This is a genomic window from Sphingobium sp. LB126 (assembly GCF_002795205.1).
In the GTDB taxonomy this organism is placed as follows: Bacteria; Pseudomonadota; Alphaproteobacteria; order Sphingomonadales; family Sphingomonadaceae; genus Sphingobium; species Sphingobium chungbukense.
Genome location: NZ_NETV01000004.1, coordinates 41,423 through 67,925 on the forward strand (window position 1 = coordinate 41,423; position 26,503 = coordinate 67,925).

The following is a 26,503-nucleotide window of genomic DNA, read 5'->3' on the forward strand; positions in this document are numbered from 1 at the left end:
ATGGTGCCGACCCGGCGGGCCGTCCGGTTTCGCCGCCGGCCATTTCCCCACTGAGTGACAGACCGCCGGTGCTCCCCAGCATCGGCGGTCCTCCTTTCCAGCCATGGGATCGACCGACATGCCCACGAAGCAGAAGCCGAGCCGCGATGTCGCGGCCGAAATCACCAACCTGATTATCCGCAAGCTCGAAGAGGGCGTTGCACCTTGGAGTCGCCCATGGCGGGTGAGCGGTGCCGGCGGCCGTCCGCTCCGTCATTGCGGCACGCCCTACACCGGCATCAATGTCCTCTATCTCTGGGCGATTGCGGACGCGCAGGGCTACCGCTCGCGCTACTGGATGACCTATCGCCAGGCAGAAACCTTGGGCGGGAACGTCCGTCGAGGCGAGCAAGGCTCCCTCTCGGTCTACTATTCCAGCTTCAAGAAGACCGAAGCTGACCCCATTACTGGCGCCGAGACCGAGCGAAGCATCCGCTTCCTGCGCCATTACATCGTCTTCAACGCCGATCAGATCGACGGTCTGCCGGCCTATTTCTATCCCGCTGACGAAGATCCGGCACCGACCGATCCTTCTGCCCGCCAGGCTGAGATTGATGACTTCTTCCACGCGATCCCTGCGGACGTGCGCCATGGCGGAGACCGGGCATTTTTCCACCCCACCTTCGACTATGTCCAGATGCCGCATCAACGGTCGTTCAAAACCATGGACCACTATGCCTCGACCCGGGCTCATGAGACCGTCCACTGGTCGGGCGGGACGGCCCGTCTGGCCCGAACCTTCGGAAGGCGGTTCGGAGACAGGGCCTATAGCTTCGAGGAGCTGGTCGCCGAGATCGGGAGCGGCCTCGTCTGCGCCCATCTCGGGCTACCGAACGAGCTGCATGACAACCATGCCAGCTATGTTGCCCACTGGCTCGGCATCCTGCGCGCCGACAAGACCGCGATCATCCACGCCGCTTCCAAAGCCGAGCAGGCGTTCAACTATCTGCGCGCCTTCCGGGCGACCGGGGTCGGAACCGTTTCCGCGGACGTTCGGCCCGGGGCCGCTGAGCAACTCGTAGAGGCCGCCTGACGCGGCGCCTTCCTTCATCCGATCGACAAGGAGTTCAGCCATGGGATGGCTCACCATGCCTTTCGCCTCGATGGGCGGACACCCCACCGCCAAGGCTTATCTCGATGCCCAATTCACCTACACGCGCGAGGTCGATGGCGGCTCCAAAGGACTGCGGGTTCTGGCTTCATCCTGTCCCCAGAACCGCACCTATTATGCGGCCACCCAGGTCATGACCAATGGCGTCGGCGGCGAGATCTTTGCTATCGTCTGCAAGATCCACTGGTGCCCCGGCAGCAAGAGCGGCGAACAGTTCGGCTATAAGGACATGGAGGAATCCATGGGCCCTTGTGAGGACGATTGTCCGCGGAGCATCCTCGATCTCCTGACCCCGACCGAGAATGACCACGCCCAGGACTGGCGTCGCCGTTGCCGCGCCCGGCTCGAGCGCCGCTCCCGCAAGATCGAGGATGGCGACCGGATCAGGCTCGAAACGCCGCTCAAGTTCGTCGACGGACATACCGGGTCGGAGTTCATCGTCGAGAAGCGCGGCCGACGGCTCAGCTTCCGTGATCCCGAGACCTGCCAACGCTACCGGATCACGGGCTTCCGTGACCTGGCATGGCAGTTGGTCCCGGTGACCAAGGTCCATAAGACCATCTTTGCCTGAGGCGCCTAGCCTGTATCAGGCGTCCATCGACGAGGAGCACCCATGTTCGCCCAGACTGACGGCTTGTCACCCAAGCGTTTCCTGCTCTGCAGCCGAGAGAACGCCAACCGCGTGGCGTCGCGATTGTTCGACGAGCGGTGCGAGCCGCTGAGCATCGTGCGCACGGTCAATCCGCTCCAACCCTTCCGCGTCTGCAGCTCGCCGTCGGCCACCGACATGGTCGAGGTGGAGTTGATTTCGTGATGCGGCACACGACCGGCCTCATGCTTGCAGTGCTTGCAATGTCCGCCGCGGGCTCGCCGGCGAGGCCGCAAACTTTCGATGCGCAGGCTCGAGCCCTCGACGGCGATACGGTCGCGGTCGATTTCAGGCTGCTTGGGGTTGATGCGTTCGAGCGCCGGCAGCTCTGTCAGAAGGTCGCCGGCTGCTGGCAATGCGGCAAGTCCGCACAGGATTTCGCGGCAATTGCGCTCCGCTCGAAGAAAGCAACGATCCAGCTGACGCCCTCATCCAGCTACGGCCGCCCAGTCGCGATCGTGACCGTCGATGGACAGGATCTTGGCGAGCGGATGATCCGTGCCGGCCTCGCCGTGCCCGAGACCCAATATCTGCGCGGCGATTCGGCCCGGGCGGCGCGATATCAGTCGGCATTCACCCAGGCGAAAGCCCGCAGGGCAGGCGCCTTTGCCGGGACGTGGCTCGAACCGTCCCGTTGGCGGCATGGCGAAAGGCTGCGCTGCGAGCGCTGACGATTCAGTCGATCAGCGCGGGATCCGCCCACCAGGACGGGCCCTGCTCGAAATCGGCATCCAACTTGACCATCGGCCCGTCTGGCGAATCGCCCACATAGGGATTGGTCAGCGGCATCCGCGAACCTTTCCGCCGCTTCTGCTCGCCCGCGACCCGGCCACGGCGCTCAAGAAGGTCTTCAAGCCATTCGAGATCGTCGAGCATCGCGACGACGCCCCGTCCCGCGAGGCAAAAATAGACGCAGCGCTGGAAATCGTCCGCCCCGTCGTTCGCGAGGATCGCAGTCAGCTTTGCCTTGCCCGAGGGCTCGCCCTCATGGACCCAGGCCACCGCCTGCCGCAGCTCGCGCACTGAATAATAGGCGTCCTCTACGTCCATGCCAATCGACGCGTTTGCGATCATCCGGCGCGTCGGCCGGTTCTCGGCATCCAGCGCCGCGTCACGCAGCGTGATGTCGAGGTCGAAGCGGTCGCGAAATTTGTCTGTCGTCATGGCGAATCTCCTGCGCGATGGAACGTAACGTGAACAGACGAGGCCGTCAACCGCGACCGCCATTCCATGGAGCACCCCATGTCGATCGAGATCATCGTCGGACTTCCGCATCTCGGTGAGGGCCCAATCCTTGCGCGGACACGGTCGTTGCGCCAAGCCGCGCTCATTTCCGCAAACTGCCTCTCGCGCTGGTCCGAGAAACGGGGCTGGCGGGAATGGATCGGATGGCGGCTGCGCGACCTCGCCAACGCTGATGGTCTCGCGGCACTCTGTCTCGATTCCGCCGGCTTCGTCGCCACCGCCCGCTATGGCCTGTTTCCCTGGTCGCTTCGCGACTATGTCGCGCTGGCCGCGGCCTACCCGTTCCGCTGGTGGGCCAGCGCCGATTATTGCGTGGAGGCCGAGATCGCACGCGATCGCGATGAAGTCATCGACCGCATTTCGCGGACCATCCGTGCCAATCGCGATTGTCGCAGACTCGCCGAAGATCATGGTATCGGCGCGACCTTGATGCCTGTCATCCAAGGCCGTCTGCCCGAGGACTATGGGCGTTGTGTCGACGCTCTATGGATGGCGATGAAACCCGGCGCCCTTATCGGGGTCGGCAGCATGTGCCGCCGGCCCGTTCACGGACCCGAAGGGTTGATCGCCGTTATCGATCATCTCGACCAGATCCTGCCGGTGGGCGTGCGTCTTCATGTCTTCGGCGCCAAGGGCGAGGTTCTGCCCTTCCTTCTCCCGTTCAGCCACAGGGTCGCTTCGATCGACAGCCAAGCTTACGGCATCAGCGCCCGCCAGTCGGCACGCAAGGCCGGAGTCTCGAAGACCGACCGCTTTGTCGCCCAACACCTGGAAGACTGGGTCGGCGCCCAGCACAACCGGCTCTCACGGCGGCCGCGACGCCTTCCGTCGATCGGGCATCTGTCGATCGACGTGACGCCGAGCGATCCGTGGGAAGCGGCGATTGCCCAAGCCCGCGCAGAAATCCGCGCCCTGATCGAGTCCGGCGATCTCGACCATGATGAGCTGACCTTCCCGTGGATCGAGCAATGGGCGGCCGACATCTACCGGGACGGCTTCGCCGGCTGACCGGGGAGAAAGGAGAGAGGGGGAGGGGCGGTTGAGCCGATTTGTGCTCGAGACCGGAGATCCTCCCCATGACCTACGACGTTGCCATGCGCCACCAGCAAGCGCTTGATCCTAGCTCGCTGATCACGGTCGGCACCACTCTCCACGCCATCGGCGCCGCGATCAAGGACTGCCGCAACGCTGGCAAGGATGCCGAAACCGATCCTGCCGTGATCCTGCTCGTTCGCCATCTCAATGCGGTGTGCGAGGATCGGCCGTCCAGCCTGGAGCTTCGCCGCACCTGCATCGACCAGATCGCCGAAATTCGCCGGACCCCGTTACTACGAAACCTGGCCTATCGCGGTGTCAGCTATGACGAGGCTGCCAAGCGGCTTTTCCATTCCGAAGGCCGCTCCGCGATGCGGCGCCTGGCCGACGCCCTGGGTCTTTCTGACGGAAGCTACGACATTCGCTCCAACAAGGGCGGCCCCGCGGTCTCCGGCGAAATCACGCTCCATGGCGAGGAGGCCTGGGTGCAGCTCTCGCTGGGCTGTTCGGGCCAAGGCCGGGAAGTCCTCTATCGCCGGGTTCGCGGCCGCGACGACCACTGCGGCGATCGCAATCATTGGGCATCGGTCAATGACCTCATGGCGCCCGACCGTTTCGCCGCCCGCCTGGTGCGCGACCTGCGCCTCACCTCGCCGGTCGAACAGCCCATGCGCCTCTTTGCCTGACGTCGAAGGAGGCCGAGCATACGATCCGTGCCGAGAATATTTCGCCCTTCGATCCCTGCTCGACTGACACCTGGCTAGCCCGTGGAGGCCTGGATCGACACCTTCAATGCCGGCTCAAGGAGGCAGCATGACCGACCAGACGACCCGCATCGCCGAGCTCAACGATCTTTGTCGGCTCGGCCTTGACCGCACGGCGAGGACCGTCATCACCGCCACCTGTCTCGCGGCACTGACCGAGGCCGAAGGGCGCGAAGCAGAGGTCCTCGCCCAGGCCGAGGTGCTTGGGGCCGTTCGCCGCTACGCTTTCGCGCCTCAGGACGGCCCCGAGCGCGCGCGCGGCGAGCTGATCCTTCGAGGCCGAACCGTCCGCTTCACGATCAACTATTACGATCGGGCGCTCGAATGGGGGTCCGAAAACCCGGCCGACCCCAGCGTCACCACACGGGTCATGACGATCATGCTTCCCGGCGACGACTAGGTTGCCTCGTTTCCCCCTTCCAACAGATTATCAGGAGAAATCCAATGCGTCGGATCACGCCGGCGACGCCCGAGCATGGGCAAGCCATAGCGATTGCAGTTGAGCGTTTGCGCGAAGCCCGTACCTTGTTGCGCCAGGCCGGTGCCCGTCAGGCTGCGTCGGCCGCAGGCAAGGCGATCAGCAGCGCCGAGGGCGCTGCGCGTCATGTTCAGCTTCGTATTCGGAGGACATGTGGATGAGCCGTCACCATCTCCAGCCCAAGGCCGATCAGCCCCATGTCGTGCGCGCCATCATCGGTTGGGACCGGCCATTGCAGACGTTTTTCGCGCAGGTCTTCTTCGTCACGGAGGACGAGCCCGAGGAAGGGGAGGCTCTCATCTGGATCGGCACCGAGCCTGGCGAGCTGCTGACACCAGAGGCCGCGATCGCGATTGTCGAGCCGCATGCCATCGTCCCGGAAAATCTCGCCGTCAGGCTAGGGGCCGAGATGCGCGAGACGATCGGCGTCAAGGACGGATCCCACCAGGCCGCGGCGAAGCGTAGCCTCTTCGGATCGGTCCACTAGCGAGACGTCTTGCCGGTTGAACGATGGTCAGTCCCATGTCGCCGATTACAATGGACTCGTAATCTCCGCTATTTATGCTATATGGATTACACGATATAGCGAAACTAGGATTTCACCGATGGTAGCCGCATCCACTCTCGATACACAGGCCCGTGTCGGCACGCCGCGCCGGGCGCGCGGCAAGAAGCGCGCCTTCTACGCGTCGCCGCGCATCGCCGCGGCAGCCGACAATGGTCACGTCGTGGTCGATTTCTCGATCGGACAGGATCCAGACAATCTCGTCGTTCTCAGGGAAGCACTCGCGTTGAGTGCATCCGAGGCCGCGCCCAAAGCGAGCGGAGCCAAGTTGCCGGCAGCCGCGGTCAAGCTTCTTGTCACAGCATTCGAGAAGGTTGCCACACGCTATCTCCAAGACAAATTTTCCACCGAGTTCGAAAAACTCATCTCGGAATATCGGCTGATGCTCCGCGAGAATCTCGCGACGGGTGACGACGCGCAACTCAAGGCCGCGCTCAATCGGGCTCGCCTTCAGGAGCGGATCCTCGCGAGCACGCAGATGGCGGATCAGGCCCAGGCCTGTGAGCTGCTCGGTCTCTCCGGCGCTAATCCCTCGGCCACGATGAAGCGCAAGGAGGAGAAGAACGAGCTGCTCCGCTTCACAATCGATGGTCGAGCTGCCTATCCGCTGCTGCAGTTCGATGTCGAGGGTCGCCGGATCTATCCGGCTCTGAGCGAAATCATCGCCAGGAAGCCCGACCATTGGACCAACTTTCGGCTGCTCCATTGGCTAACCCGGCCTCATCTCGATTTCGAGGACTCGCCTGGCGCGTCGCTTGGTAGTGAACCCGAGGCCGTGATCGCAGCCTTCGAGCGTGAGATCGAGCCCGAGGTCCATGGCTGATGAGGATCAGCCTGAAAATCCCCAACCCAGCCACGATGAAGGTTGGGAAGGAGGACTATCATCTCTTGAAGGCCGGGACCGAATTGCATCGCGTTCATCTCGATGAATTCGGCTCGGCCGAGTTCAACGGCACGAACAAGGGGAATGCGCGCTTCTCGCCGATCCGCGATGCTGGCGGCGCCATCATCCCGACCATCTATGCGGCGCAATCGTTCGAATGTGCTGCATGTGAGATCATCCTGCGCTGCCCTGACAGCCCGCAGCGCAATCGCACGAAGGTCGCGCCCCCCGAGATCGTCTATCCCCATGACTATCGGCTACACGCCCACAGTCATGTGCGCACGAAGCATGACCTCAACCTGGTCAGCATCACGACGACGGGTCAACGCAAGATCGGCGTAAATGGCAACGCCCTCCTGGCTGGTCCAAGGAGCACTTATCCGGTCACGCGGGGCTGGGCGGAAAAGATTCACGCCGCCTGTCCGTCCGCCCAAGGGCTCTATTACACGTCCTACCAATATGGTCCCGAGTTCGCGGTGCTCCTGTTCGGCGATCGTGTGCCGGACAATATCCTGGATGGCTTGAGCAAGCGCGATATCGCCGATCCCGTCTGCCATGACGAGATCCAGAAGCTCGCGGCCAGTTTCTCGATCGACTACGAAGACGTCTGAGCCACAGCGGGGAGACCGTCGATGACGACCGTTGCGACCGACTATGATTCAGCGCGGGCCGCGCTGACCCGGCTTATCCCGATCGCGATGAGCGACACCGGGCAGTCGAAGCGCGTCGCCGATTTTCTGATGGCCTGGTGGAATGGACCCGACCTCGGCCACTTCCAGATAGCCGATATCTTTGGGCTCGACGTCGCGATCGCCAACGACATCACGACCGTCATCGGCTTCCTGGGCCAGAACGATCGCGGTGCGGTCTATATCGATAGCCTCGGATTTGCCGAGGAGATGCAGGACATCATCGCCTTGTGGCGCTCGCCGGCATCGCGGCCAGGGACCTGAGACCCGGGACAGCTCGTAGATGACCTGAAACAACCCGATGGCGCCGCAGTGGCGCCAATCGGAGCGGCGCTGGCGCGCCTTACTCGGCCGAACGGCCGAGGAGAGGAGGGGGGTGAGAGAAGGTGTTCGGACAAGGGGTTCGAGCGAACTTTCTCAGGAGACGACCCATGAACATCGGCACCATCACGCAGAACGCCAGCGGCACCTACACTGGCAAGATTTCGACCCTCACTCTCGCCATCGTGATCGCGCTGCGCACCGTCCAGTCCGCCAATCCGCGCGCTCCCAAATTCGAGATTCTCGCGCTCTCGGCCGCCCGTCAGTGGGTCCAGGTCGGATCGCTGTTCGAACTGTCGTCCAACTCGACCGGCGAGAGCTTCCTCAACGGCAAGATCGAGGATCCCAGCCTCGACAAGCCGCTCTACATCTCGGCCTTCCGCCAGGAGGACGGCTCGTACAACGTCGTCTGGTCCCGTCCCACCCGCCGGCGCGACGCGCCCACCGACACGGTTGCCGCCGACGACGGTCTGCCGCCGCTGCCGGGTGCCGGCGAAACCGCTCCGCCCGCCTCCGGTGACGGTCTGGGCGAGTCCTCGGCCGAAGGCGCTTTCGGCGGCGAGGCACCGGCTGGCGGCGGTCGTCGCCGTGGTCGCACGCCTGAAATGGCTGACTGACCCTCGCCAACCGCTCCTCTCTCGGGCCCGCTTCGCCTTCCTCGCGAAGCGGGCCCTTTTTTCGTTTGATTGGCCCGATCCCGGTAAATCTCCGGGAATTTCTATGCGTGTCCCCAACACCTGGCTAAGTACGAACCAAATAGAGCAGGGGTACAGGGCGGGGCATGCAAATCGCATTATTGGACGCAAAGAAGATCGCGCGCCGTCTGACCGCGCTCATCGAAAAGCATGAACGGATCTCCATTGCCGTCGCGTGGGGCGACCTGACCGATGTCGCCGAGAGCCTGCTCGCCGCCAAGGCCAAGTTCGAGTCCGTCCTTCTTGGCGCCGACTTCTCGGCCACCGATCCCGATTTGATCGACCGCCTTGTCGATGTTCCGGGCGCCTTCGTCGCCAAGAACCGGCCAGGCTGCTTCCATCCGAAGATCTTCTACTTTCAATCCGGCGCCAAGGCCGAGGCGATCGTCGGCAGCGCCAATTTCACCAAAGGAGGTCTCGGACCGAACCATGAGGCCAGCGTCCATGTGAAGGGCCCGGCCGACGATGCCTTCTTCGAACAGGTGCGTGACCAGCTCGCGGGCTATGCGCCGCTTCATCTGCCGATCACCCGCAAGCTCGCGGATAGCTATCGCCTTCAGGCCGAGGCCGCGCGCAAAGCGCCGAGGCCGAAGAACCCGGTCCTGCCCGCCGAGGCCAAGGACTGGGCACGTATCACCTCGCCGCTCGCGATCATGTCCTGGCGGGACTTCGTCAAGCTCGCCCGCAAGGACACGCACCACGACTTCAAAAAACGCATGAAGCTCGTTCGCGAGATCCAGCAGATGTTCGCCAAGAGTGCGTCCTTCGCCGATCTTTCCGTCTCCGAATGGAAGGGGATCGCCGGCGTACTTGGCGGGATCGAAGCCGAGGCCGCCGGTCTCGACGACTTCGATTGGGGCTGGTTCGGATCCATGGGCGGCGCCGGCACGTTCGCCGAGCGGATCGGCCAGCAGAACGCGGCCCTCGCCGCGGCGCTGGATTCGATCCCCAAGCGCGGAGCCGTCACGCAAACCCAGTTCAGCGACTATGTCCAGGCGTTCACCGACGCCTTTTCCGGCTCGTCCCGGACCGCCCGGCTCGGGCCCGCGACCCGTCTGCTTGCCATGAAACGCCCGGACGTCTTCGTTTGCGTCAACGGCGGCAACAAGCCCGGCCTGGCCGTGGCGCTCGATTTTCGTCCCACGATGCTGACGCTCGACAATTATTGGGACTGGGTGATCGAGCCGATCCGCCAAGCGCCCTGGTACAATGCCGCCCGGCCCACGGGCCGCGACATGGAGCTGTGGGACGCGCGCGTCGCCATGCTCGATGCAATCTACTACGCTCCCACCACATAACCGGCATTGCTACCATCCCAGAAACCGAGAAACGTGCATGGCTGACGATCCTTATCCCTGGTCCGGCGACTTCAACGCTCTCGATCCGATCGATCAGCGCGCGGTCGCTGAGCTTGTCGTGAAAGGGAAGGCCGTCACTGGCACGGTCGATGACCTTCTCATGCGCCTCAAGCGGACCCGCTGTGTGGCGCTGCTACGGGAGACGGACACCAACCGCATCGTCGCTGCCGCCGCATGGAAGACCCCGGCCGCGACCTATCGGCGCAAGAGCTTCGCCGCGGCCGCCGTGCCGATCGCGGGGTTCGAGGCTGCGCCTGAACTCGGCTACGTCGTGATCGCGTCCGATATGCGCGGCAGGCACCTCTCGGGCGGGTTCGTGGACGCCATTGTCGCGCAGATCACCGAGCCGACCTTCGCGACGACCTCCAGCAACACCATGCGGAACAACCTCCAGCGCGCCGGCTTCACCCGGGTCGGTAGCGACTGGGAGGGCAAGGACGGCATATTGTCCTTGTGGACGATCGTCCCCGGCTGAGCCGGGGTTCTTCGCGGCAAGCCAGTCACCATCCTCGTCCACCCGGTGTCACGACCGGGGTCTGAAGCGCAGCCAGGTTCCAGGTTGGTCATGCGCTGCCGGCGATCGATGCGTCGTGGGCCGGTGCCCGATTGAGTCCAGCGTCCTTCCTTCGCCTGTTCCCGACACCTGCGGCGAACGGTCCCGGCCCGCAACCCCGTCCGGTCGCCCGTGTTGCCGCTACGCGGCTGCCCGCGCCAGCTCCCTCCAGGGGTTCCCCTTCGCTTGCGCTGCGGTGCAAGCCGATCCCGCACGCCGCTCTTCGGTGTCACCGGCGGGAAGGCCGCTGGACCCAATAAGGAGCACAACCATGAACAACGTCAATCTCGCCGGCCGTGTCGCCAAGGATCCCGAGACCCGCGGCAGCGTCACAACCCTCATCGTCGCAACCGACCGCGTGAAGCTCAAGGACGGCAAAACCTATGTCGACGAGGGCACCGGTTACACCGCCAAGGAGACGGAATTCCACAAGGTCACCTGCTTCAACGGCCTCGCCCGGTCCGGCGCCTCCCGCAAGAAGGGCGACGTCGTCGCGATCAGCGGCAGCCTCCACTATTCGAGCTGGGAGGATCGCGAAGGCATCACCCGCTACGGCTGCGAGATCCGGGCCGACAAGATCGACTTCTTCTGACTAGCACGGGCGGCGCTCCGGCGCCGCCCATCCACCTTTTCGTCAGGAAGCGGGCTCGTCCAGCATCTGCACCGCGGGCGCATAGACCCAGCCTTCGGAGAGCTGGTCGGTCAGAAGATCTCGGTAGACCACGAGGCGCCATTTCCCGCGGGCTTCCTTGACCGCCAGTTGCGTTCCCTCGACCCCGCGCATCAGCACCGGGGCCTTTCCTTGCGGCTCGCGGCGGATCGCCGCGTCGCGCTTCAGTTCGGCCCGTGGCAGGCCCTCGACATAGGATGCGTCGGCCGCCTCGTTGGCCGTCACGATCTTGTCGAGCTTGTCCTGCACCGCTTCGATCTTGACGTTCATCTCCGTGAACGCCTTTTGCTCGGCCGGCGACAAGTCGGCAGGCACCATCAAGTGCCAGATCGTTATCGCGATCAGCATCAGTTCGATCAGCTTGATCGCGCCGACACCCTTGATCTCCTTGAGCGTATTCTCCTGCAGCCCCGAGAAGATCGTGCCGACCAGCGACAGGAGCTGTGCGAACAGGCCGATGCTTTGCGCCTGGCTGTCGGCATGGCCGATCGCCTCGATCAGTCCGTGCGCCTCAAGCACCTGTTCGGCGACGATCACCACCGTGCTCCTGGCGACGACCTCCGCGCTGGCACGCAATGTCATCATATCGAGCATGCGGGCCTGCTCGGCGGCCAGCTTGATGCCGGCGAGGTTCGGCGCAAACCGATCCGAGAGAGCGCGGAACTGCTCGGTCCATTTCGAGCCCGCCATCATCTTCTCGATAAAGGTCCGGTTGGTGTCGACCAGACCGGCGAGCTTGAGGATATCGGCGCCCGTCGACGCGGCCAGGAGCTGCTGGGTCTTGAGGATGGCGAGATCCTTGCGCGCCACGCTCAGCGCGGTGCTCTGAAGCGCCAGCATCCAAGAGGGCGTCGAGCGGGCCTGCAGCGCGGCCATATTGGCCGCATGAAAGGTACTGCTCGAAAGCAGGTTGCTCAGCACTCCGCTGTTCTGAATGCTGGCGATCTGCGCCAGCACACCCGTTTTCTCCAGGTCGCGATAGGCCGCCAACGGTCCTTCGAGCGCCTTCATGCGCTGTTGCAGCTCATAGCCTGGCCCCCGCGCGAGCTTGAGCAAATCGGCCATTTCGCGCTGGCGCTTGTAGAGATCGTTGAGAGGGCTTCCTGGCCCAAAGGGATTGTTCGTCGTCATGTCCGCCACTTGCCAGATTCGTGGGCAGGGTTCGACCACCATTCGCTGCACCAGCGTGAACCGGGGAAGAGGCGGGGCATCCCGTCCGCTGGACGGGCCCGGCGCTCTACTCGCCGGCGGCTCCCGGAGCCCCGGTTTCCGGGTCTCCGCCCTGCCGGGTGACGATCACCTTGCGGGGTCCGGGGGCGAGGGGAGTGCCCTAAAAAATCTCTCTCTTATGACTTCCTAGATATGACGTGCGGGAATCCGAGCCCGTCAAGGATGAGCGGTCCCCCCAATTTTCACGCGCCCGGTCCTCCGCTTCGCTTCGCACCAGACCCGAGAAAATCGGCTCCCCCGCTCCCCGCTGGCGCGGCGTTAACCGGGGTCCGGCTGCGCCGGCTTCCCGGTGAACGTCCCTGACTGCCCCGACCACCGCACGTCCTGAGGAGAGCCTCATCGAGTGGATGAGATCCAACGGAGGCTATCATGACCAATTTCACGAACTTCGCAGACCTTGCCAGCCACATCGCAGCGAGCCGCGGCAACGATGCCCAGGTTGAAACTTACGAGGGTGCGTTCCTCGAGCATGATGAAATGGCGAAGATGACCATCGTCGATCCGGCAGAAAAGGCTGAGATGCCCGATCCGGATCAGGTTCGCGTCGCCGTCGAAATGATGATGGCCACGATGTTCGATGTGCTGCGTGACACCCGGATGGAAGAGTTCGCCCGCGATCTCGCCTGGGGGTTCGCCAACAGCTTCCATGTCGTCGCCAAGCGGATCGAAGGCCGCGAGGATGACGCCGCCAAGAAGCTCGGTGACCTGGCGCGTAACTACGACCCCTCGGAAAGCTACGCCTTCGAACTCGAAGACACGCAGCTTCTCTGCCAGACGCTGCAGGGGTGCCGCGAGGCGATGGAGTGCATGCGCGACCATGCCGCCGAGGTCTACCGCGTCGAAACCGGCAAGCCCTTCTCGCCGGTCCGGGGAAGCCGGGTCTCGTCCGCTCTGACCGCCTCGATGGTCGACGCCCGCGACTATCTGGCTTCACGCGCACGGGAGCGCCGCGAGCAGTTCGCGCCCGAAGGCCCGGTGGTTGCCTTCTCGGGAGGTCAGGTCTGGGAAGATGTCGACCTGCTCTGGGACGGTCTCGACAGCATCAAGGCACGCGTTCCGGAGATGATCCTTGCCACAACCGCACAGGCCAAAGGCTGCGATGCGGTGGCCCACGCATGGGCGGCATCGCGCGGCGTCAAGGTCATCCAGTTCCGCCTCGATAAGAGCCAGGGGAACCGTGCGGCCTTCGTACGCAACGACCGCATCCTGGGTCTGAAGCCGGTCGAAGCCGTCGTCTGCGAAGGCTCGGGTATCCAGCAGAACCTCGCCCAGAAGCTGCGGCAGGCTGGCGTGCCGCTGCACATCGTCCGCCTCGCGCACCAGCGCACCAAGCAGGGCGCGTGAGCCCCGTTGGGAGAGGTCCTGGCTTCGGCCGGGGCCTCTCCTGCTTTTTCTTTTGTCGCTATGCGGCGCTCAGGGGCATCGAGCCCCCTCGCGCCGCCGGGGGACTGACCTTCGGTCGTGGATGAAACTTTCGTTTCGTCGCAGGTGTGGCCGGGTTAGGACGGCTGATGTTCACTGTTCATCACAACGAGATCAAAGACTTTACCGGCGGCGAACTGGTCGAGCTGCTGCGCCGCCTCCTTTATGCCGAAGCCCGCAAGGCCGGTGTTCCGCTGCGCAGCGTCCATGTGCCGCTTCAGATCACCGTTGCCGACGGCGGCCAGGATGCCAGCATCCTTTGGACGGGTGGCGAGGCCTCGACCGATTTCTTCCCCGGGCGCGATATCATCTTCCAATGCAAGGCGAAGGACCGCGGCAACGTCCAGTGGGAACATGAGGTCTGGACGAAGCCCACACAGCCAAAGACGGTCGCGGCCAAGGTCCTCAGCGATGCGGTCCGCGATGTCCTCGCCCGCGGCGGCAGCTATATCGGGATCACCACGACCGCGCTGGTCGGCGACAAGCCCGCCGATCGCGTCCAGGCGATCAAGAAGGGCATCAAGACGGCGGGAGGAGATCCCGCCAAGCTCGCCGCCGTCGACGTTTATGGCGGCAACAAGCTTGCTGCTTGGGCCAGCGCGCACCCGGCTGTGGCGGTTTGGATCAAGCAACGCAACGCGACCATTGAACTCGCCGGCTTCTCCACTCTCGATCAATGGAGCAAGCGCGCCGAAATCGCGGCGCCGGCCTTTGTCGACAGCCCGGATCGGAAGTTCTCGCTTGGCCCCCACGATGCCGACGCGATCGACTTCTCCCAGCTTGCCGCACGCCTTGCCGATGAACTGGACGAGCCGCGCACCTCCGCCCGCATCTGGGGTGCGTCCGGTATCGGCAAGACTCGCGCGCTCTATCATGCGCTCTCGGCCAGCACTGGCCTGCTCGGCGGGCTGACGGCCGCCAACTTCATCTTCTGCGACTATAATGAGGTCGCCTCGCGCCTCTGGGACGTCGCCAACCAGGTGGTGAAAGACGGCGCCGATACGGTGCTCGTGGTCGACGGATGCCCGCTGCGCGAGGCTCGCCGGCTGAACGACATTGCGCGGGGCGAGGGGAGCGCGCTGCGTATCATCACGATCGGCGCCGATGGCATCGACCATGACGACCATTGCGTTATGATCCGCCCGACACCGGCGGACCGGTCGACCATTCGCGGTATTCTCAAGGCCGGACTGCCCAAGGCAAAGGCCGACGAACTCGATTATCTCGCCGAGTTCTGTGACGGCTTCCCACGCATCGCGGTGTCCTTCACCAGGAGTTACGGAAAAACGGGCATCCTCAAGTCGGCCGACGCCGTCGCCCAGCAGATTCTCGATGGTGTCGGCGCCGAGCGCGAAACGGTCCGTGCGCTCGAGTGCCTTTCGCTCTTCAGCCAGCTCTCGCCCGACGAAGATCCCGGCGCGTTCGACAAGATCGCAGAGATGTTGGTTCAGATGAAGGGCGAGCTGATGTACGAAAACCTCGTCATCGCCGCCGGGCAGCACCTGGTCGGTCGCAACTATGGCGCGATGAACGCACAGCCCCGGCCGATCGCCGACTTCCTCGCGCTCCGCCGGCTTGACTATCTGCGGCCATCTACCGTGATAGGCTTTCTTGGCGACGCTCTTCCTCATCACCGTAAGGCGATGCTCGCGCGCTGGCGCTATCTCACCCGATCGCGCACCTTGAGCGACGTGATCCATAGCCTCCTGCGCGGTTCCTTTGCGGACGAGGCCATCGTCCATCCCGACGTGGCGCAATATCTTCCCGCCTTCGCGCACGTCGAACCCGACCGTGTCGGCACTGCCCTCTATTTCGTCATCGGCCGTATGCCGCTCGATGATCTGGCTGCGATCGAGGTCACGGAGGAACTGGTCGATACGCTGCGACTGCTCGCCGGACGCCAGGACAGTTTCCGGCCCGCCGCGCAGATGATCCTGCGTCTGGCAGCCGTCGCAGACACCGAGGGAACGCAACCCATCGTCAGCCTTTTGCGCCAGCTCTTCCAGGTCGCGCTCGCTGGAACACAAGCCGATGATCGGCGGCGGCGCGAAGCGTTGGAGCAGGCACTCGAGGAAGACGATCCGCGCATCCGCCGCGCCGGCGTCGAAGCGCTCGGCGCCATGATCCAGACCTATCTTTCCCGTTCGGAAGATTTCGAGCAGGTCGGCGCCGAACCCTATCAGCCCGAATGGGCACCGCCAGACAACGGCACGATCCATGCCTATTTCAACTGGGCTCTCGACCGCCTGCGCGAGGTCTGGACCAAGGATTCCGCGCTTCGTCCCGCGATCGAGGAACACGTCGCAGGCGACCTGCGCAATCTCATCATGCCCGAGCTGCTCCCCACGATCGAGGCGTTCATCGGCGACGTCGTCGCGGTCTCCGGTCACTATCTCGCCGCGACCAAGAGCATCGGCGATTGGCTCTATTTCGACAGCCCTGAGACGCCGACGAACTTCTCTGGCGCCGTCCGAGGTCTTTATGATGTTACCCTGCCCAAAGACCCCGTCGATCAGGCGCTGCTCTACAGCCGTTTCTGGGTATCGGATATCCACGACCCGGATCGGCGATATGCCCAGGACCATGACAATCCCGACTTCGAATATGGCGCGCGGCGCGCCGCTGCGCTCGCAGCCGGCATCGCCGCAGACCCCGACCAGCGCGCGCGAGCCATTCGGGTCATGTCGAGCCAGGAGCTTAATTCTCCGCATCCCTTCGCACACGCCCTGGCGCAACATCTGCCGGACCCGCTCGATGCCATTGAACAGGCTGTCACCGCGCTCGATTCCAGCGGAAATCGGGCGGGCGCCAACTTCGTCGGTGCCCTCCTGTCAGCACTCGATCGCCGCCTCGCCGACAAGCCGGACGAGGTTGCCAAGCTCGAGGCGATCGCCAAGCAGTCGACGGTACTCACCGCCAACCGAATGTATATTCCGACGTTTCTGCGCGTCACCGACCAGCGTCTCGACAAGCTGACCGACGATGTCCGTCAGCAGCGGGTCACGCCGCCGCAGACCGTCGTCATCTCCTACGGCAAGGGCCTCGCCGAGGTGTCGCCTGACGCGCTCGGACGTTTCATCCACGCCCTGGTTGATCGCGGTGAAGACGGCGGCGCCTGGGCCGCCCTCGAAATCCTCTCCATGGTCACCCACGGCGACAAGGCGCTGGCACCTGAGATGATCGCACTGGTGAAGGTCGCGCTTCTCTCGCCATCGATCGCCGACGGCGCCGAAGGCAACGCATCGAATGCCGATTACAACTATGATCGCATGCTCCGGCTGCTCGATGCCGCCGGCGCGATCGATCGGACGTTTGCGTACGCGTTCGCAGTTCAGATCGAGCAGGCCTGCCGAACCGCCGGCGGGCGCAACGGTCGTAGCTCAGACGCGCTGCGCAGCGCGCTTCCGATCGTGATCCAGCGCGCCCCGACCGAGGTCTGGCCCGTGATCGCGGGCTTTTACGAGATCGCCACCCGCGTCGAGCGGGAGCGTCTGAACGCCATCATCTCGGCGACCAAGCTCTTTGCCTATGACGTCTCGCGCACCGGTCCGGGCGCGCTCTTCGGAACGCCGCTCAACCTCATGCTCGATTGGGTGAAGGTCGACCCGGATGCCCGGATCGCCTTCCTCCTCAGCTTCTTCCCCATCCTCGAACAGAAGGGCGGGACATTCGCCTGGCACCCGGCCTTGCAACAGCTCGCCAAGCTCTATGGCGGCCGCAAGCGTTTCCGCGATGCGCTTCGCCAGCGCATCTATCCCAGTTCCTGGGGCGGATCGCTTAACGCGCATCTTACTAGCTTCAAGGCGCCGCTGGCGGCGTGGGCGAATGACCGAGTTCTCGGCGATTGGGCGAGCGGGATGCTCGACACCGTAGAACGGTCTCTGGCGGACAATTTCTACGGGCGCTGACGCGCCCATACCCCGGAAACGGATCGAGGAGAGGAGGAGCGAGGGAGCGGTTCCAACGAGGGAGGACGTCCATGTCCATCACGTTCCGCATCGCTACCGCTTCCGACGATCAACCCGGTCCTGTCGCTACCATCAATGCGCGCCAGCTCGCTGCCTTCCGCGCCTATCTGCGGGAGGAGGGCGAACGTCTCGGTCTTGCCCTGCTCGATCCCGACAGCGACGAGGACCGCGTGCTCGCGCTCAACTTCGAAGCACGCGTGTGTCCGCTTGCGCTCGCCTCGGTCGCGCGCGTTTTCGACCACGATGCCGCGGTCATCGCGGTGCTTGACGAAGCCCAGTTCCGGGCTCGGCGGATCGCGGTCTGGTGGTACGAAAGTGATCGCGCGATCCGTATGCGCCCATCGCTCACATCCGATCATGGCGATGAGCTCGATCTCGCCGAGAGCGATGCCAATGCGCTGCTCGAAGGCCTCGGGCTCAACCCCGACCTCGTTGGCGAAATCCCGATCGATACGATCCGGGATCGGCTTGCCAATCCGGCGATACGGCACCGCGCGGAAGCCGATGGAATTTCCACCATGCTCGAGCGGCTCGAGCGTCTTCTCGCGATCGCTGATGCCGACGACAGTTTGCGCCTCGAATGGGCATAGCCTCCGCCCGATCGACGGCATGAAGAAGGGCGCGTCACATGCTGGCGCGCCCTTTTCTTGGGCCCATGGCTAAAGCTCATTAGCGTCCCGCGCGCGGCATCCTTGAAATCCGAAAGCTCGCGTCCAATCTCTCCTGGGAGGGTGTGGCCACGCCCTCACTTGGATAGCGAAACAGACCAGCAAAACCAAAAAATCAGAACCAAGACAGCCAAACAGCAAACCGAAAAACAGCCAGCAAAAGCTCAGATCCAAACAGCGAACCCGAAAAAGCCAGCAAACAGCGAACCAGGACAATAGGGGTCGGCCCCTCAAAACACCGGACAAGCGCGTTGCAACGTATTCCCCTTCAATCTGGGGGCGCGTCCCCATCGCTGAAAGTCAGAGCGATGGAATGGCACAATTTCGCAGAGATCCTGTTTGGACTCGCGGCTGTGATCACCGCCCTAAAGCAGGGCGGCAAGAAGAAGTGAAAGAGGGCGGTAGGCGAGAGCCTGCCGCCCTTTCGCGTTTAGCTCCGGGCTCGATCGGCGATCAGGCGGCCGGGGTACTTTCCCGGCCATTCTTCGGCTTCAACAGCGCGTCGATCGCGCAACTGAGATGACTTGACGCCTCGTCCTCGCCGACCGTGGATAAATACTCCAGCGCCTGCCGCATGAGCGCCAGGCCGAGCGCCCGCTGCACGGTCGGCGCATTGGCATTGAGTTCCATAGCATCACCCCGGGCGCGAAGCCTTCAAGGGAGATGTCGGCACGCCCCGACCACATCAACTCCCGCGCACTGGGCGCGGGAGCCGGGGCTGGTAACACGTCGAGACATGCGCCTACGCTTTTAGTGCCGAAGCACCTGGACATATGCGCAGGCACCCCGGCGTGAAAGCTCACCCCGAGTTGCCGTTCTCGACGGGATTACCAGTCCCGGCGCTGCCCGTTCTGCAGCGCACCAGGGGCCTAACACAGGCGCACGATTGAACCAACCCGACGGATAACAACCGCCCGAAAGACGCACCTGCTATGCGCGGGCTGATGGACCTGTCCAGCGGGTCGACCGCCGCCGCGCGGGATCATGCTTTGTTGATCCTTGGGGCGACGTTGGCGCACCCTTCAGAGGATAAAATCTCTCACAGAATTCCGAGGATGTCGTTGAGGGAACCGCCGCGTCAAGGATGAGCGGTGCCCCCAATTTTGCCGTGACCTCCGCTCCGCTTCGCTGCGCTCCAGCCACGACAAAATCGGCACCCCCACTCCCCGCTTCGCGGCGCCGGCTGTGCCGGCGTCCCTGACCCGGCGGTTCCCTCAACGACGGCCATTTCCCTGTCATTCAAGACGACAGGAGCACCACCATGCAGATCATATCGACCGCCGCCCACGCTGACGCCGCTGCCTATCTCGCCGCTCTCGCCTTTGCCGAGCGCCGCGCCCTACACAGCTTCTTCGACCAGCATGTCATCGAGGAGGAACCCGGCCGCTACGTCGCCATCGACGAGGGCGACTATCACGCGCTGCCGACACGGCTCATCGACCGGGTGGTCTACACGGTCCCGGGCCGCATGTCGGATGAGTTCTAAGGGTCAGGGGAGGGGCTACAGCCTCCCCCTTTTTTTGCTGGGAGAGATACGGCCATGGGGGGCATCGAACCCCCCATGGCCGTGCCGCGGCGTTGCCGCGGCAGGTTAGGTCAGGCCGTCAATCGCTTCTCGACTGCCTCGATTCCGAGGGTCTTGAACCGATCCATGAGCGCCGAGAGACGCTTGGCTTCGAGCTTCAACAAGCCCGATCTTTCGATCGTAGCAATTGCCTGTTGCCGCTCTCTCTCTTCGAGCAACTTGCGTCGGCTCTCCAGCTTCCGCGCGTCCTCTTCGAGCGCCAACCGCTCCTGTTCCAACGTCTTTGCCATAGGTGCCTCTTGTGAAGGCTAATCGGGCTATGAACGGACCGACTATAGCGGCAGCTTGAGACGGCCGGAAGAAGAAGAATTGAGACACTGGGCGCATCGGGCCTTGGCCCGATGACGGCTCTATTCGCTAGGCGGCCGACGCCCCTTGCGGGACGCCGCCGACCAAGCTCACGGAGCCAAGGCAAAGCCTTGTCTCCGCCCGTTCGGGTCACGATCCTCGCCTGCCAATGGGGCCTGACGGCCGCCATTGGTCCCGCGCCTCGGAACTGCGTCCGAGCGCGGTGAGGATCCGTCTGCCTCGCTTTCGCGATGCGACCGGCCGCGCCGCGACGACATGAGCGTCGCTTCCGCCTCACGGCGGACCCTGCCTGGCCGGACCTGGCTATAGGCCCCTTCCGACCATCATCAGACAGGCCCGGGACCTGGGATCGGTCTCTTAGGATTAGCACACCCTACGCACCTGAAGGTGCAGGGTTTCCGTTGTTACACAACGGGTTAGCGCGGAAGGAAGGGAGAGTATGTTGTAGTACGGCAATGGCGGCGCATGAAATCGGCGGAAATCGGCTATTTCGGCGTAGTATGCGAGACTACGAGGGGAGGGGGCATGACGATCAACTTGCCCGTGACCGGCCCGAGCGCTATAAATAGAGCCGTTCTTCAGTCCCCACCAGCCTCCCTGCTAGGAGGTTGGTCTTGGCTACCAGTTACAGGCACTACAATATTCGCCTCGAGCGCTCCCAGTGGGACCGCCTCAGCGCGATTGCCGCCGAGCAGAAACTGAGCGTCGCCGACATCATCCGGTCGGCCCTCAACGTCTTCCTTTCATCCTCCGATGTCCTGACCGCCAGCCAGCGCCGGCTCGCCCGGATCAGCGAGTTCCAGCAGCTCGCCCTGGACGTCATCATCCGCGAGCAATATCCCGAACTGCGCGACCGTCTCGTCGCCGAAACCGACAAGCGCCTGGTGCAATATCATGGCGCGTGAGGACATCCGCTCGAACGGGAAAAACATCCCGCTGACCCATCATAGCGCGCGCGGCCGCGTGCAGCGAAACTCGGGCAATTTCACGCGCGGCTCCCAGCTTCTCACCCACGAGATGCTGATGTGGTTCTCAGGGGCCAAGCTGCCGATCTTGGCGTGGTTCTTCGCCTTCCTCCTGGCGTGGTTCATCATCCTCTCGATCCGCCTCGATGAGCACGGATTCCAGCTCGTCTGCATGAAGGTCTATGCGGGCCTCTGGAACTGGGTCGACCTCAATCCGAACAAGCGCGTCAACGTCACGCTGCCGAGCGGCGAGATCTACAAAACCATCATGCCGGCGGTGCCCTATATCCCCGCCGTCCAAAAGGCCTGGGCCACCACGGTCCACGCGTTGATCGGCTCGCTCCTTGTCTCGATCTTCGTCGTGACGCCCCTCGCGATCTGGTTCGTCGACATCTCCCGCAGGCGCGGCAAGACGATCCTTCAGGAACGCCACGAGCGGGGCGCCATGCTGGTCGACTACGCCGTCCTCGTCTCCGAAATCGCCCAGCACAATGCCGCCAAATTCGCCGAAGATGCGCGCCAGTTCTTCCCCCGGCTGAGCCAGGCTGCCGTGCTCCGTCTGCCTTTTTCCGAGCGAAAGGCAGGCGGGATCCATCATCCCTATTCCCTCGCCGGCGTCCCCTATCCGCACCGCCTCGAGCAGTCCCACACGATGCTCATCGGCACGACCGGCGCGGGGAAGACGACGGAACTCAGAAGCCTCGTCACCCAGATGCGCCAGCGCCAGGACAATGCGGTCATCTTCGACCTCACCGGCGCCTATGTCGAAGCCTTCTACGATCCGGCCCGTGATACAATCCTCAACCCCATGGACCAGCGCTGCCCGGCCTGGTCGATCTTCAACGACTGCTCGACCTACAGCCATTTCACATCCGCCGCCGCGGCGCTGATCCCGTCCGATGGTGGCTCTTCCGAACCCTTCTGGGCCCTTGCTGCGCGCACGCTCTTCATCGAGATGTGCGTCCGCTTGGCTGAGCGCGGCCAGACCAGCAATCTCGCTCTTTCCGAAAACCTGATGACGGCCGACCTGAAGCGCGTTCACCGGTTCCTTGCCAACACCATCGCCGACCCGTTGACCGCCCCGGAAGCCGCCCGCATGGCGGAATCGATCCGCGCCGTGTTCAACACCAACGCGCAGGTTCTTCGCTTCCTCCCCGACGAGGGCGAGCAGTTCTCGATCCGCCAGTGGATGACCGTCGACCGGGCGCCCGGATCGATCCTCTTCGTCACCTCCGACTACGACGATCTGGAGATGAACAAGCCGCTGCTGACCTTGTGGATGAACCTCGCCATCACCAGCCTCATGACGCTGCCGCGCACGCGCTCGCTGCGCACCTGGTTCATGTTCGACGAGGTCGGCGCGCTCCACCGGCTGCCCGCGATCGAGAAGGGCCTTCAGACCGCACGCAATTTCGGCGGCGCGATGATCCTGGGGCTCCACAGTTTCCAGAAGCTGGTCGAGGTTTACGGCGAAGAAGGCGCCCGCAATCTCGCTTCGCTCGCACGCACCAAGCTCATCCTTGCGACCAGCGAATTGAAGACCGCCGAGGAGTGCTCGCAATATATCGGCAACCGCGAAGTGCGGCAGATGGATGAGGCCTACAGCTACGGCTACAACAACAACCGCGACGCCTCGACGCTAACTCCGCGCAAGCAGGTGGAGCCTCTCGTCATTGCCGACGACATCACGAACCTGCCCTCGATGCACGGCTTCGTGAAATTCCCGGACGGCTTTCCGGCTGCGCGGATCCTGCTCGAGTGGAAGGACTATCCCGAGGTCGCGCGCGGCTTCATGCCGCGCCCCTCGATGCAGCCCGTTCGCTCCAGGCGCGGCGAGGAAGCATTTAGCGAAGAAGGTGACGAGGCGGGCGGCCGCGACGGTGCCGCGCAGATCATCGACGAGGTGGCCGAGGCGAGCAATGTCGCCAAGGAAATGGCGGCGCGGATCCTCCAGACACCATCCGAGGAAGAGAGCGCCGACCCGGCTCGTGCCACCCAGCGCAATGACGACAAGAACGAGCAATCGACCCCTGCAACCCGGGCGGGCGACAAGGCGCTCGGGAAGGATGGCGAGCAGGCTGCGACGACGCGGGGCGAGGGTGATCGTCGCGATGCCCGCGGCGCCGTCTCACCGGCGCCCCAAGTCGAAGATCAGACCCTCATCGAGCTGCGCCAGGGGTTTGCGGCCGGGCGCGACGGCGACGATCTCGACATGGGGATCTGACCCATGCACTCGATCGCCTCAGTCCGCTCCGCAGCCGGTGCCGCGAACTATTTCGCGAAGGACGATTTCAAGGATAATTACTATACGGCCGACGGCTCGGCCGAGGTCAGCGCCTGGAGCGGGGAAGGGGCGGCCAGTCTCGGGCTCACCGGCGAGGTCGCACGCGACGATTTCGAGAAAACGCTGAGCGGCTTTCTGCCCAGCGGGGAGGGCGTCGCCCAGGTCGAGAACCGCCGCAATGGCATCGATCTCACCTTCTCGGTGCCCAAGTCGGTGTCGGTCATGGCCTATGTTGCCGACGACAAGCGCGTGCTCGCCGCGAACATGAGCGCGGTCCAGAAGACCATGGCCTGGGTCGAGAAGAATCTCGCGGAGGGTCGTAAAGACGTGGAGGGCCGCAAGGTGCCCGTGCGTACCGGCAATCTCGTCTATGCGCTCTTCCAGCACGATACGAGCCGGGCCCTCGATCCGCAGGCCCACGTCCATGCCGTCGTCGCCAATTTGACGCGCATGCCCGACGGCAAATGGCAGGCGCTCCATGCCGACAAGATCTGGAGCAACAACACGACGATCGGTGCCATCTACCACGCGTTCCTGCGCGCGGGGCTCGAGCAGCTTGGCTACCAGGTCGAAATGAAGGGCAAGCACGGCACCTTTGAAATCGCGGGCGTGCCCCAGGCGGTGATCGAGGCCTTCAGTCAGCGGCGTGAGGCCATCCTTGAAAAGGCCGCCGAGCTCGGCATCGTCTCCGCCAAGGGGCGCGACGGCGTCACCACCACGACCCGTGATCCCAAGCTCAATGTCGACGACCGGGGAAGCCTGATCCAGGGCTGGATCGACAAGGCGGTGGCGCTCGGGTTCGACGGCAAGACCATACGCGCTTCAGCCGAGGCGAAGGCGGGCCAGGGCGCTGCGGACAGCCGGCTCGAGCGCGGCTTCCGCGCGGTCACCGACGCGATCGCCGGCGCGCGCGTGCTGATCGGGGGCTTCCTTCATTCGCCCGATCCGTTGGTAGACAGCGGCCTTGCCCGCGCGACGAAATCCCCGGCGGTTGCGCGATCGCAGCTCGCGGTCGCGTCTGCCGTGCGGATCCTCGCCGAGCGAGAGGCGGCGTTTGATGTCAACAAGCTCGCAAAGACCGCGCTGGATCTTGGACTGAAGGGCGTCACGATCGACACGGTCGAGCACCGCATCGGACAGCTTTTCGACAGCCGCCAGCTCATCCCCGGCGCGCCCCGCCTCGAGGACAAGGGCGTCCAGATGGTGACGACGCAGGACGCGTTGCGCATCGAAGTATCGATCCTGAAGGCGGTTGAGGCCGGAGCGGGCAGGGCGGCTCCGGTCCTGCCCGCACAGGAGGCGCCCACGCGCCTGCAGGAGATCACGGAACGACCACTCAATCCCGGCCAACTTGCTGCAGCCACGTTGATCCTTGCCTCCGAGGATCGGACCGTCACCGTCCAGGGCGTCGCCGGCGCTGGCAAGTCGACCATGCTGCAGGCGGTCGCCCGTATCGCCGAAGCCGAAGGCCGCGATATTCTCGGGCTCGCCTTCCAGAACAAGATGGTCGCGGACCTCGCCAAGGGAGCCGGGATCAAGAGCCAGACCATTGCCTCGTTCGTGCTTGCCAATGAGCGCTATGTGAGCGAGCGCGATACGCCAAGGTTCGAGGACGCGCGGGCGCGGTTCGCTGGCGCCATGCTGGTGGTCGACGAGACGTCGATGGTCTCGAGCACCGACATGCTGAAGCTTCACGGCATCGTCGAGGCGCTCGGCATCGACAAGCTCGTGCTTGTCGGCGATCGCCAGCAACTCTCCTCGATCGATGCCGGCAAGTCGTTCGCCATGATCCAGGCGGCCGGCGGCACGATGGCCCGGATGGATGAGAATATCCGCCAACGCACCGATACGCTGCGCACCGTCGCCGCGCTCGCCAATGTCGGCAAGGCGGGTGAAGCGATGAAAGTGCTCGGCGACAAGGTTCATGAAAGCGCGAACCCACCTGACGCGGCCGCGGAGATGTGGCTGGCGCTCTCGGCCGAGGACCGCGCCGCGACCCAGGTATTCGCCTCGGGCCGGGAATCCCGCGCGATCATCAACCAGCGCATTCAGGATGGTCTCGCGGCGGAAGGCAGCGTGCGCGGCGAGGGGGTCCATCTCATCGTCTATGATCGCGTGAATCTGACCCGCGAGGAACTGCGTTATGCGTCGAGTTACCGTCCGGGCTTGACCCTCGACGTCGGGCGCGGCGGCGCTCAAGACGTTGGTCTCGCGCAGGGCCGCTATGACGTGACCAGGGTGCTGCCGTCGGGCAAGGTCGAGCTCAGCGACGGACGGCGCAAGCTGCGCTTCGATCCGCAGCGTCTGTCGCCCACCGAAAAGCGCGATCGGCTCGAACTTACCGAAAAGAAAGACCTCCACATCCGCGAGGGCGATCGCATCCGCTGGACCGCGAACGACAAGCCGCGCGACCTGCACAATGCCGCGCTCGCCCGCATTGTCTCAGCCGATGCGAGCGGGGTCACCTTCGAAACGGCGGGCAATCAGACCATCACGCTGGCCCGCGGCGATTCGATGCTGTCGCGTCTCGACCTCGCCTACGCGCTCAATATGCACATGGCGCAGGGCATCACCACCGACAAGGCGATCACGGTTATGGACAGCCGCGAGCGCAATCTGTCGAACCAGCGCCTGTTCAATGTCGGCGTGACCCGCGTGCGAGACGAGTTGGTCATGCTCGTGGACGACAAGGAGAAGCTGGGGCGTCAGCTCGATCACAATGCCGGAAACAAGACTTCCGCGCTGGAGACGGTCGGCCGCCTCGATATCGACGGGAAGAGGGGCGGCGCCGTACCGCCCAAGTTCGATCCCGGCCCGATCGTCGGGATCAACCTTGCCGACCAGCCCGATATCCTGGCGGATCTTCCCCCGATCCCGGACGGGCCGCTCGGGCCGCCCGTCCAGTCCAAGGGCGACGACCTCAAGGCGCCCCCCGACCTCAAGCCTGAAAAGACCGATCTGCTGCCCCCGCTGCCCGAGCGCAGCCTGGGTCTCGACCTGTGACGATGAACCGCCGG

Annotated in this window: 27 protein-coding genes; 22 read left to right on the forward strand and 5 right to left on the reverse strand. The window is 64.1% G+C overall.

Annotation, left to right across the window (positions count from 1 at the left end; translation table 11 throughout):
* Window positions 1-118 precede the first annotated feature (118 nt).
* From CAF53_RS24415 to CAF53_RS24430, 4 genes are read left to right on the forward strand one after another with little or no spacing between them, the layout of a single operon-like run.
* Window positions 119-1,072, forward strand: a complete 954-nt coding sequence (locus CAF53_RS24415) for a zincin-like metallopeptidase domain-containing protein (protein WP_037495727.1) — start codon at window positions 119-121, stop codon at window positions 1,070-1,072.
* Window positions 1,073-1,112: 40 nt separating this feature from the next.
* Entirely contained in the window at window positions 1,113-1,721 is a 609-nt protein-coding gene (locus tag CAF53_RS24420) for a hypothetical protein (protein ID WP_100239891.1), read from the forward strand.
* A 42-nt stretch (window positions 1,722-1,763) separates the two neighbouring features.
* Window positions 1,764-1,964 (forward strand): hypothetical protein, encoded by a 201-nt coding sequence (locus CAF53_RS24425; RefSeq protein WP_010124620.1) that lies wholly within the window; start codon window positions 1,764-1,766, stop codon window positions 1,962-1,964.
* Between the two features lie 20 nt (window positions 1,965-1,984).
* The gene (locus CAF53_RS24430) at window positions 1,985-2,470 is read left to right on the forward strand and encodes a thermonuclease family protein (protein ID WP_242443652.1); all 486 of its coding nucleotides are present in this window, start codon (window positions 1,985-1,987) and stop codon (window positions 2,468-2,470) included.
* 4 nt (window positions 2,471-2,474) lie between these two features.
* Here CAF53_RS24430 and CAF53_RS24435 read toward each other — a convergent pair whose 3' ends face one another.
* Window positions 2,475-2,963 carry a hypothetical protein gene (locus tag CAF53_RS24435; protein ID WP_010124618.1) on the reverse strand — a complete coding sequence of 163 codons (489 nt, stop codon included), beginning with the start codon at window positions 2,961-2,963 and terminating at the stop codon, window positions 2,475-2,477.
* Window positions 2,964-3,041: 78 nt separating this feature from the next.
* On the opposite strand from CAF53_RS24435, the gene CAF53_RS24440 reads away from it, so the two are divergent.
* The 3 genes from CAF53_RS24440 (at window position 3,042) to CAF53_RS24450 (ending at window position 5,243) form a co-directional block, all read left to right on the forward strand.
* Window positions 3,042-4,052 carry a hypothetical protein gene (locus CAF53_RS24440; RefSeq protein WP_100239893.1) on the forward strand — a complete coding sequence of 337 codons (1,011 nt, stop codon included), beginning with the start codon at window positions 3,042-3,044 and terminating at the stop codon, window positions 4,050-4,052.
* Between the two features lie 68 nt (window positions 4,053-4,120).
* Window positions 4,121-4,765: a hypothetical protein gene (locus tag CAF53_RS24445; protein WP_010124616.1), complete on the forward strand. Its 645-nt coding sequence runs from the start codon at window positions 4,121-4,123 to the stop codon at window positions 4,763-4,765.
* 127 nt (window positions 4,766-4,892) lie between these two features.
* Window positions 4,893-5,243, forward strand: coding sequence for a DUF3768 domain-containing protein (locus CAF53_RS24450; RefSeq protein WP_010124614.1), 351 nt, complete (start codon window positions 4,893-4,895; stop codon window positions 5,241-5,243).
* On the opposite strand, the gene CAF53_RS27290 is transcribed toward CAF53_RS24450, so the two are convergent.
* A complete protein-coding gene (locus tag CAF53_RS27290; protein ID WP_010124613.1) occupies window positions 5,240-5,449 on the reverse strand; it encodes a hypothetical protein in 210 nt (69 codons plus the stop codon). The genes CAF53_RS24450 and CAF53_RS27290 overlap by 4 nt on opposite strands.
* Before the next feature lie 29 nt (window positions 5,450-5,478).
* Between CAF53_RS27290 and CAF53_RS24460 the strand changes: the two genes are divergently transcribed.
* The 8 genes from CAF53_RS24460 (at window position 5,479) to CAF53_RS24495 (ending at window position 10,977) form a co-directional block, all read left to right on the forward strand.
* Window positions 5,479-5,808: a hypothetical protein gene (locus CAF53_RS24460; protein ID WP_029624402.1), complete on the forward strand. Its 330-nt coding sequence runs from the start codon at window positions 5,479-5,481 to the stop codon at window positions 5,806-5,808.
* Between the two features lie 118 nt (window positions 5,809-5,926).
* Window positions 5,927-6,709 (forward strand): hypothetical protein, encoded by a 783-nt coding sequence (locus CAF53_RS24465; protein WP_010124611.1) that lies wholly within the window; start codon window positions 5,927-5,929, stop codon window positions 6,707-6,709.
* A gap of 65 nt (window positions 6,710-6,774) precedes the next feature.
* On the forward strand, window positions 6,775-7,380 hold the full coding sequence (locus CAF53_RS24470) for an RES family NAD+ phosphorylase (protein WP_242443638.1): 606 nt from the start codon (window positions 6,775-6,777) through the stop codon (window positions 7,378-7,380).
* A gap of 21 nt (window positions 7,381-7,401) precedes the next feature.
* A complete protein-coding gene (locus CAF53_RS24475; protein ID WP_010124609.1) occupies window positions 7,402-7,722 on the forward strand; it encodes a hypothetical protein in 321 nt (106 codons plus the stop codon).
* 167 nt (window positions 7,723-7,889) lie between these two features.
* Complete coding sequence (locus tag CAF53_RS24480; protein ID WP_010124607.1) at window positions 7,890-8,396, forward strand: DUF736 domain-containing protein; 507 nt, start codon at window positions 7,890-7,892, stop codon at window positions 8,394-8,396.
* A gap of 164 nt (window positions 8,397-8,560) precedes the next feature.
* Window positions 8,561-9,772 (forward strand): phospholipase D family protein, encoded by a 1,212-nt coding sequence (locus CAF53_RS27690; RefSeq protein ID WP_010124605.1) that lies wholly within the window; start codon window positions 8,561-8,563, stop codon window positions 9,770-9,772.
* Window positions 9,773-9,809: 37 nt separating this feature from the next.
* Window positions 9,810-10,307, forward strand: coding sequence for a hypothetical protein (locus CAF53_RS24490; protein WP_010124604.1), 498 nt, complete (start codon window positions 9,810-9,812; stop codon window positions 10,305-10,307).
* Between the two features lie 349 nt (window positions 10,308-10,656).
* Complete coding sequence (locus tag CAF53_RS24495) at window positions 10,657-10,977, forward strand: single-stranded DNA-binding protein (protein WP_010124603.1); 321 nt, start codon at window positions 10,657-10,659, stop codon at window positions 10,975-10,977.
* A 42-nt stretch (window positions 10,978-11,019) separates the two neighbouring features.
* Here CAF53_RS24495 and CAF53_RS24500 read toward each other — a convergent pair whose 3' ends face one another.
* Window positions 11,020-12,186: a hypothetical protein gene (locus CAF53_RS24500; RefSeq protein ID WP_100239895.1), complete on the reverse strand. Its 1,167-nt coding sequence runs from the start codon at window positions 12,184-12,186 to the stop codon at window positions 11,020-11,022.
* Between the two features lie 468 nt (window positions 12,187-12,654).
* Between CAF53_RS24500 and CAF53_RS24505 the strand changes: the two genes are divergently transcribed.
* The 3 genes from CAF53_RS24505 (at window position 12,655) to CAF53_RS24515 (ending at window position 18,265) form a co-directional block, all read left to right on the forward strand.
* The gene (locus CAF53_RS24505; protein WP_100239896.1) at window positions 12,655-13,629 is read left to right on the forward strand and encodes a DUF2493 domain-containing protein; all 975 of its coding nucleotides are present in this window, start codon (window positions 12,655-12,657) and stop codon (window positions 13,627-13,629) included.
* Between the two features lie 167 nt (window positions 13,630-13,796).
* On the forward strand, window positions 13,797-17,615 hold the full coding sequence (locus tag CAF53_RS24510) for an AIR synthase related protein (protein WP_100239897.1): 3,819 nt from the start codon (window positions 13,797-13,799) through the stop codon (window positions 17,613-17,615).
* Window positions 17,616-17,686: 71 nt separating this feature from the next.
* Window positions 17,687-18,265: a hypothetical protein gene (locus tag CAF53_RS24515; RefSeq protein WP_100239898.1), complete on the forward strand. Its 579-nt coding sequence runs from the start codon at window positions 17,687-17,689 to the stop codon at window positions 18,263-18,265.
* 531 nt (window positions 18,266-18,796) lie between these two features.
* Here CAF53_RS24515 and CAF53_RS27300 read toward each other — a convergent pair.
* Entirely contained in the window at window positions 18,797-18,973 is a 177-nt protein-coding gene (locus tag CAF53_RS27300) for a hypothetical protein (RefSeq protein ID WP_157801368.1), read from the reverse strand.
* A 631-nt stretch (window positions 18,974-19,604) separates the two neighbouring features.
* Here CAF53_RS27300 and CAF53_RS24520 point away from each other — a divergent pair.
* Entirely contained in the window at window positions 19,605-19,829 is a 225-nt protein-coding gene (locus CAF53_RS24520; protein ID WP_100239899.1) for a hypothetical protein, read from the forward strand.
* Window positions 19,830-19,939: 110 nt separating this feature from the next.
* Here CAF53_RS24520 and CAF53_RS24525 read toward each other — a convergent pair whose 3' ends face one another.
* Window positions 19,940-20,158 (reverse strand): hypothetical protein, encoded by a 219-nt coding sequence (locus CAF53_RS24525; protein WP_100239900.1) that lies wholly within the window; start codon window positions 20,156-20,158, stop codon window positions 19,940-19,942.
* Between the two features lie 693 nt (window positions 20,159-20,851).
* On the opposite strand from CAF53_RS24525, the gene CAF53_RS24530 reads away from it, so the two are divergent.
* The 3 genes from CAF53_RS24530 to mobF are packed head-to-tail and all read left to right on the forward strand — an operon-like array spanning window position 20,852 to window position 26,489.
* Window positions 20,852-21,142, forward strand: coding sequence for a hypothetical protein (locus tag CAF53_RS24530; protein ID WP_062769721.1), 291 nt, complete (start codon window positions 20,852-20,854; stop codon window positions 21,140-21,142).
* Complete coding sequence (locus CAF53_RS24535) at window positions 21,132-23,426, forward strand: type IV secretion system DNA-binding domain-containing protein (protein WP_100239901.1); 2,295 nt, start codon at window positions 21,132-21,134, stop codon at window positions 23,424-23,426. The genes CAF53_RS24530 and CAF53_RS24535 overlap by 11 nt, the downstream gene beginning before the upstream one ends.
* A 3-nt stretch (window positions 23,427-23,429) precedes the next feature.
* Window positions 23,430-26,489 carry a MobF family relaxase gene (mobF, locus tag CAF53_RS24540; RefSeq protein WP_100239902.1) on the forward strand — a complete coding sequence of 1,020 codons (3,060 nt, stop codon included), beginning with the start codon at window positions 23,430-23,432 and terminating at the stop codon, window positions 26,487-26,489.
* Window positions 26,490-26,503 lie beyond the last annotated feature (14 nt).

What these genes read in the sequence shown, in the direction of transcription:
- CAF53_RS24415 (WP_037495727.1), top strand. Translation starts at nt 119, where the DNA reads ATGCCCACGAAGCAGAAGCCGAGCCGCGATGTCGCGGCCGAAATCACC.
- CAF53_RS24420 (WP_100239891.1), top strand. Translation starts at nt 1,113, where the DNA reads ATGGGATGGCTCACCATGCCTTTCGCCTCGATGGGCGGACACCCCACC.
- CAF53_RS24425 (WP_010124620.1), top strand. Translation starts at nt 1,764, where the DNA reads ATGTTCGCCCAGACTGACGGCTTGTCACCCAAGCGTTTCCTGCTCTGC.
- CAF53_RS24430 (WP_242443652.1), top strand. Translation starts at nt 1,985, where the DNA reads ATGCTTGCAGTGCTTGCAATGTCCGCCGCGGGCTCGCCGGCGAGGCCG.
- CAF53_RS24435 (WP_010124618.1), bottom strand. Translation starts at nt 2,963, where the DNA reads ATGACGACAGACAAATTTCGCGACCGCTTCGACCTCGACATCACGCTG.
- CAF53_RS24440 (WP_100239893.1), top strand. Translation starts at nt 3,042, where the DNA reads ATGTCGATCGAGATCATCGTCGGACTTCCGCATCTCGGTGAGGGCCCA.
- CAF53_RS24445 (WP_010124616.1), top strand. Translation starts at nt 4,121, where the DNA reads ATGACCTACGACGTTGCCATGCGCCACCAGCAAGCGCTTGATCCTAGC.
- CAF53_RS24450 (WP_010124614.1), top strand. Translation starts at nt 4,893, where the DNA reads ATGACCGACCAGACGACCCGCATCGCCGAGCTCAACGATCTTTGTCGG.
- CAF53_RS27290 (WP_010124613.1), bottom strand. Translation starts at nt 5,449, where the DNA reads ATGACGCGCAGCGCCCTCGGCGCTGCTGATCGCCTTGCCTGCGGCCGA.
- CAF53_RS24460 (WP_029624402.1), top strand. Translation starts at nt 5,479, where the DNA reads ATGAGCCGTCACCATCTCCAGCCCAAGGCCGATCAGCCCCATGTCGTG.
- CAF53_RS24465 (WP_010124611.1), top strand. Translation starts at nt 5,927, where the DNA reads ATGGTAGCCGCATCCACTCTCGATACACAGGCCCGTGTCGGCACGCCG.
- CAF53_RS24475 (WP_010124609.1), top strand. Translation starts at nt 7,402, where the DNA reads ATGACGACCGTTGCGACCGACTATGATTCAGCGCGGGCCGCGCTGACC.
- CAF53_RS24480 (WP_010124607.1), top strand. Translation starts at nt 7,890, where the DNA reads ATGAACATCGGCACCATCACGCAGAACGCCAGCGGCACCTACACTGGC.
- CAF53_RS27690 (WP_010124605.1), top strand. Translation starts at nt 8,561, where the DNA reads ATGCAAATCGCATTATTGGACGCAAAGAAGATCGCGCGCCGTCTGACC.
- CAF53_RS24490 (WP_010124604.1), top strand. Translation starts at nt 9,810, where the DNA reads ATGGCTGACGATCCTTATCCCTGGTCCGGCGACTTCAACGCTCTCGAT.
- CAF53_RS24495 (WP_010124603.1), top strand. Translation starts at nt 10,657, where the DNA reads ATGAACAACGTCAATCTCGCCGGCCGTGTCGCCAAGGATCCCGAGACC.
- CAF53_RS24500 (WP_100239895.1), bottom strand. Translation starts at nt 12,186, where the DNA reads ATGACGACGAACAATCCCTTTGGGCCAGGAAGCCCTCTCAACGATCTC.
- CAF53_RS24505 (WP_100239896.1), top strand. Translation starts at nt 12,655, where the DNA reads ATGACCAATTTCACGAACTTCGCAGACCTTGCCAGCCACATCGCAGCG.
- CAF53_RS24510 (WP_100239897.1), top strand. Translation starts at nt 13,797, where the DNA reads ATGTTCACTGTTCATCACAACGAGATCAAAGACTTTACCGGCGGCGAA.
- CAF53_RS24515 (WP_100239898.1), top strand. Translation starts at nt 17,687, where the DNA reads ATGTCCATCACGTTCCGCATCGCTACCGCTTCCGACGATCAACCCGGT.
- CAF53_RS27300 (WP_157801368.1), bottom strand. Translation starts at nt 18,973, where the DNA reads ATGGAACTCAATGCCAATGCGCCGACCGTGCAGCGGGCGCTCGGCCTG.
- CAF53_RS24520 (WP_100239899.1), top strand. Translation starts at nt 19,605, where the DNA reads ATGCAGATCATATCGACCGCCGCCCACGCTGACGCCGCTGCCTATCTC.
- CAF53_RS24525 (WP_100239900.1), bottom strand. Translation starts at nt 20,158, where the DNA reads ATGGCAAAGACGTTGGAACAGGAGCGGTTGGCGCTCGAAGAGGACGCG.
- CAF53_RS24535 (WP_100239901.1), top strand. Translation starts at nt 21,132, where the DNA reads ATGGCGCGTGAGGACATCCGCTCGAACGGGAAAAACATCCCGCTGACC.
- mobF (WP_100239902.1), top strand. Translation starts at nt 23,430, where the DNA reads ATGCACTCGATCGCCTCAGTCCGCTCCGCAGCCGGTGCCGCGAACTAT.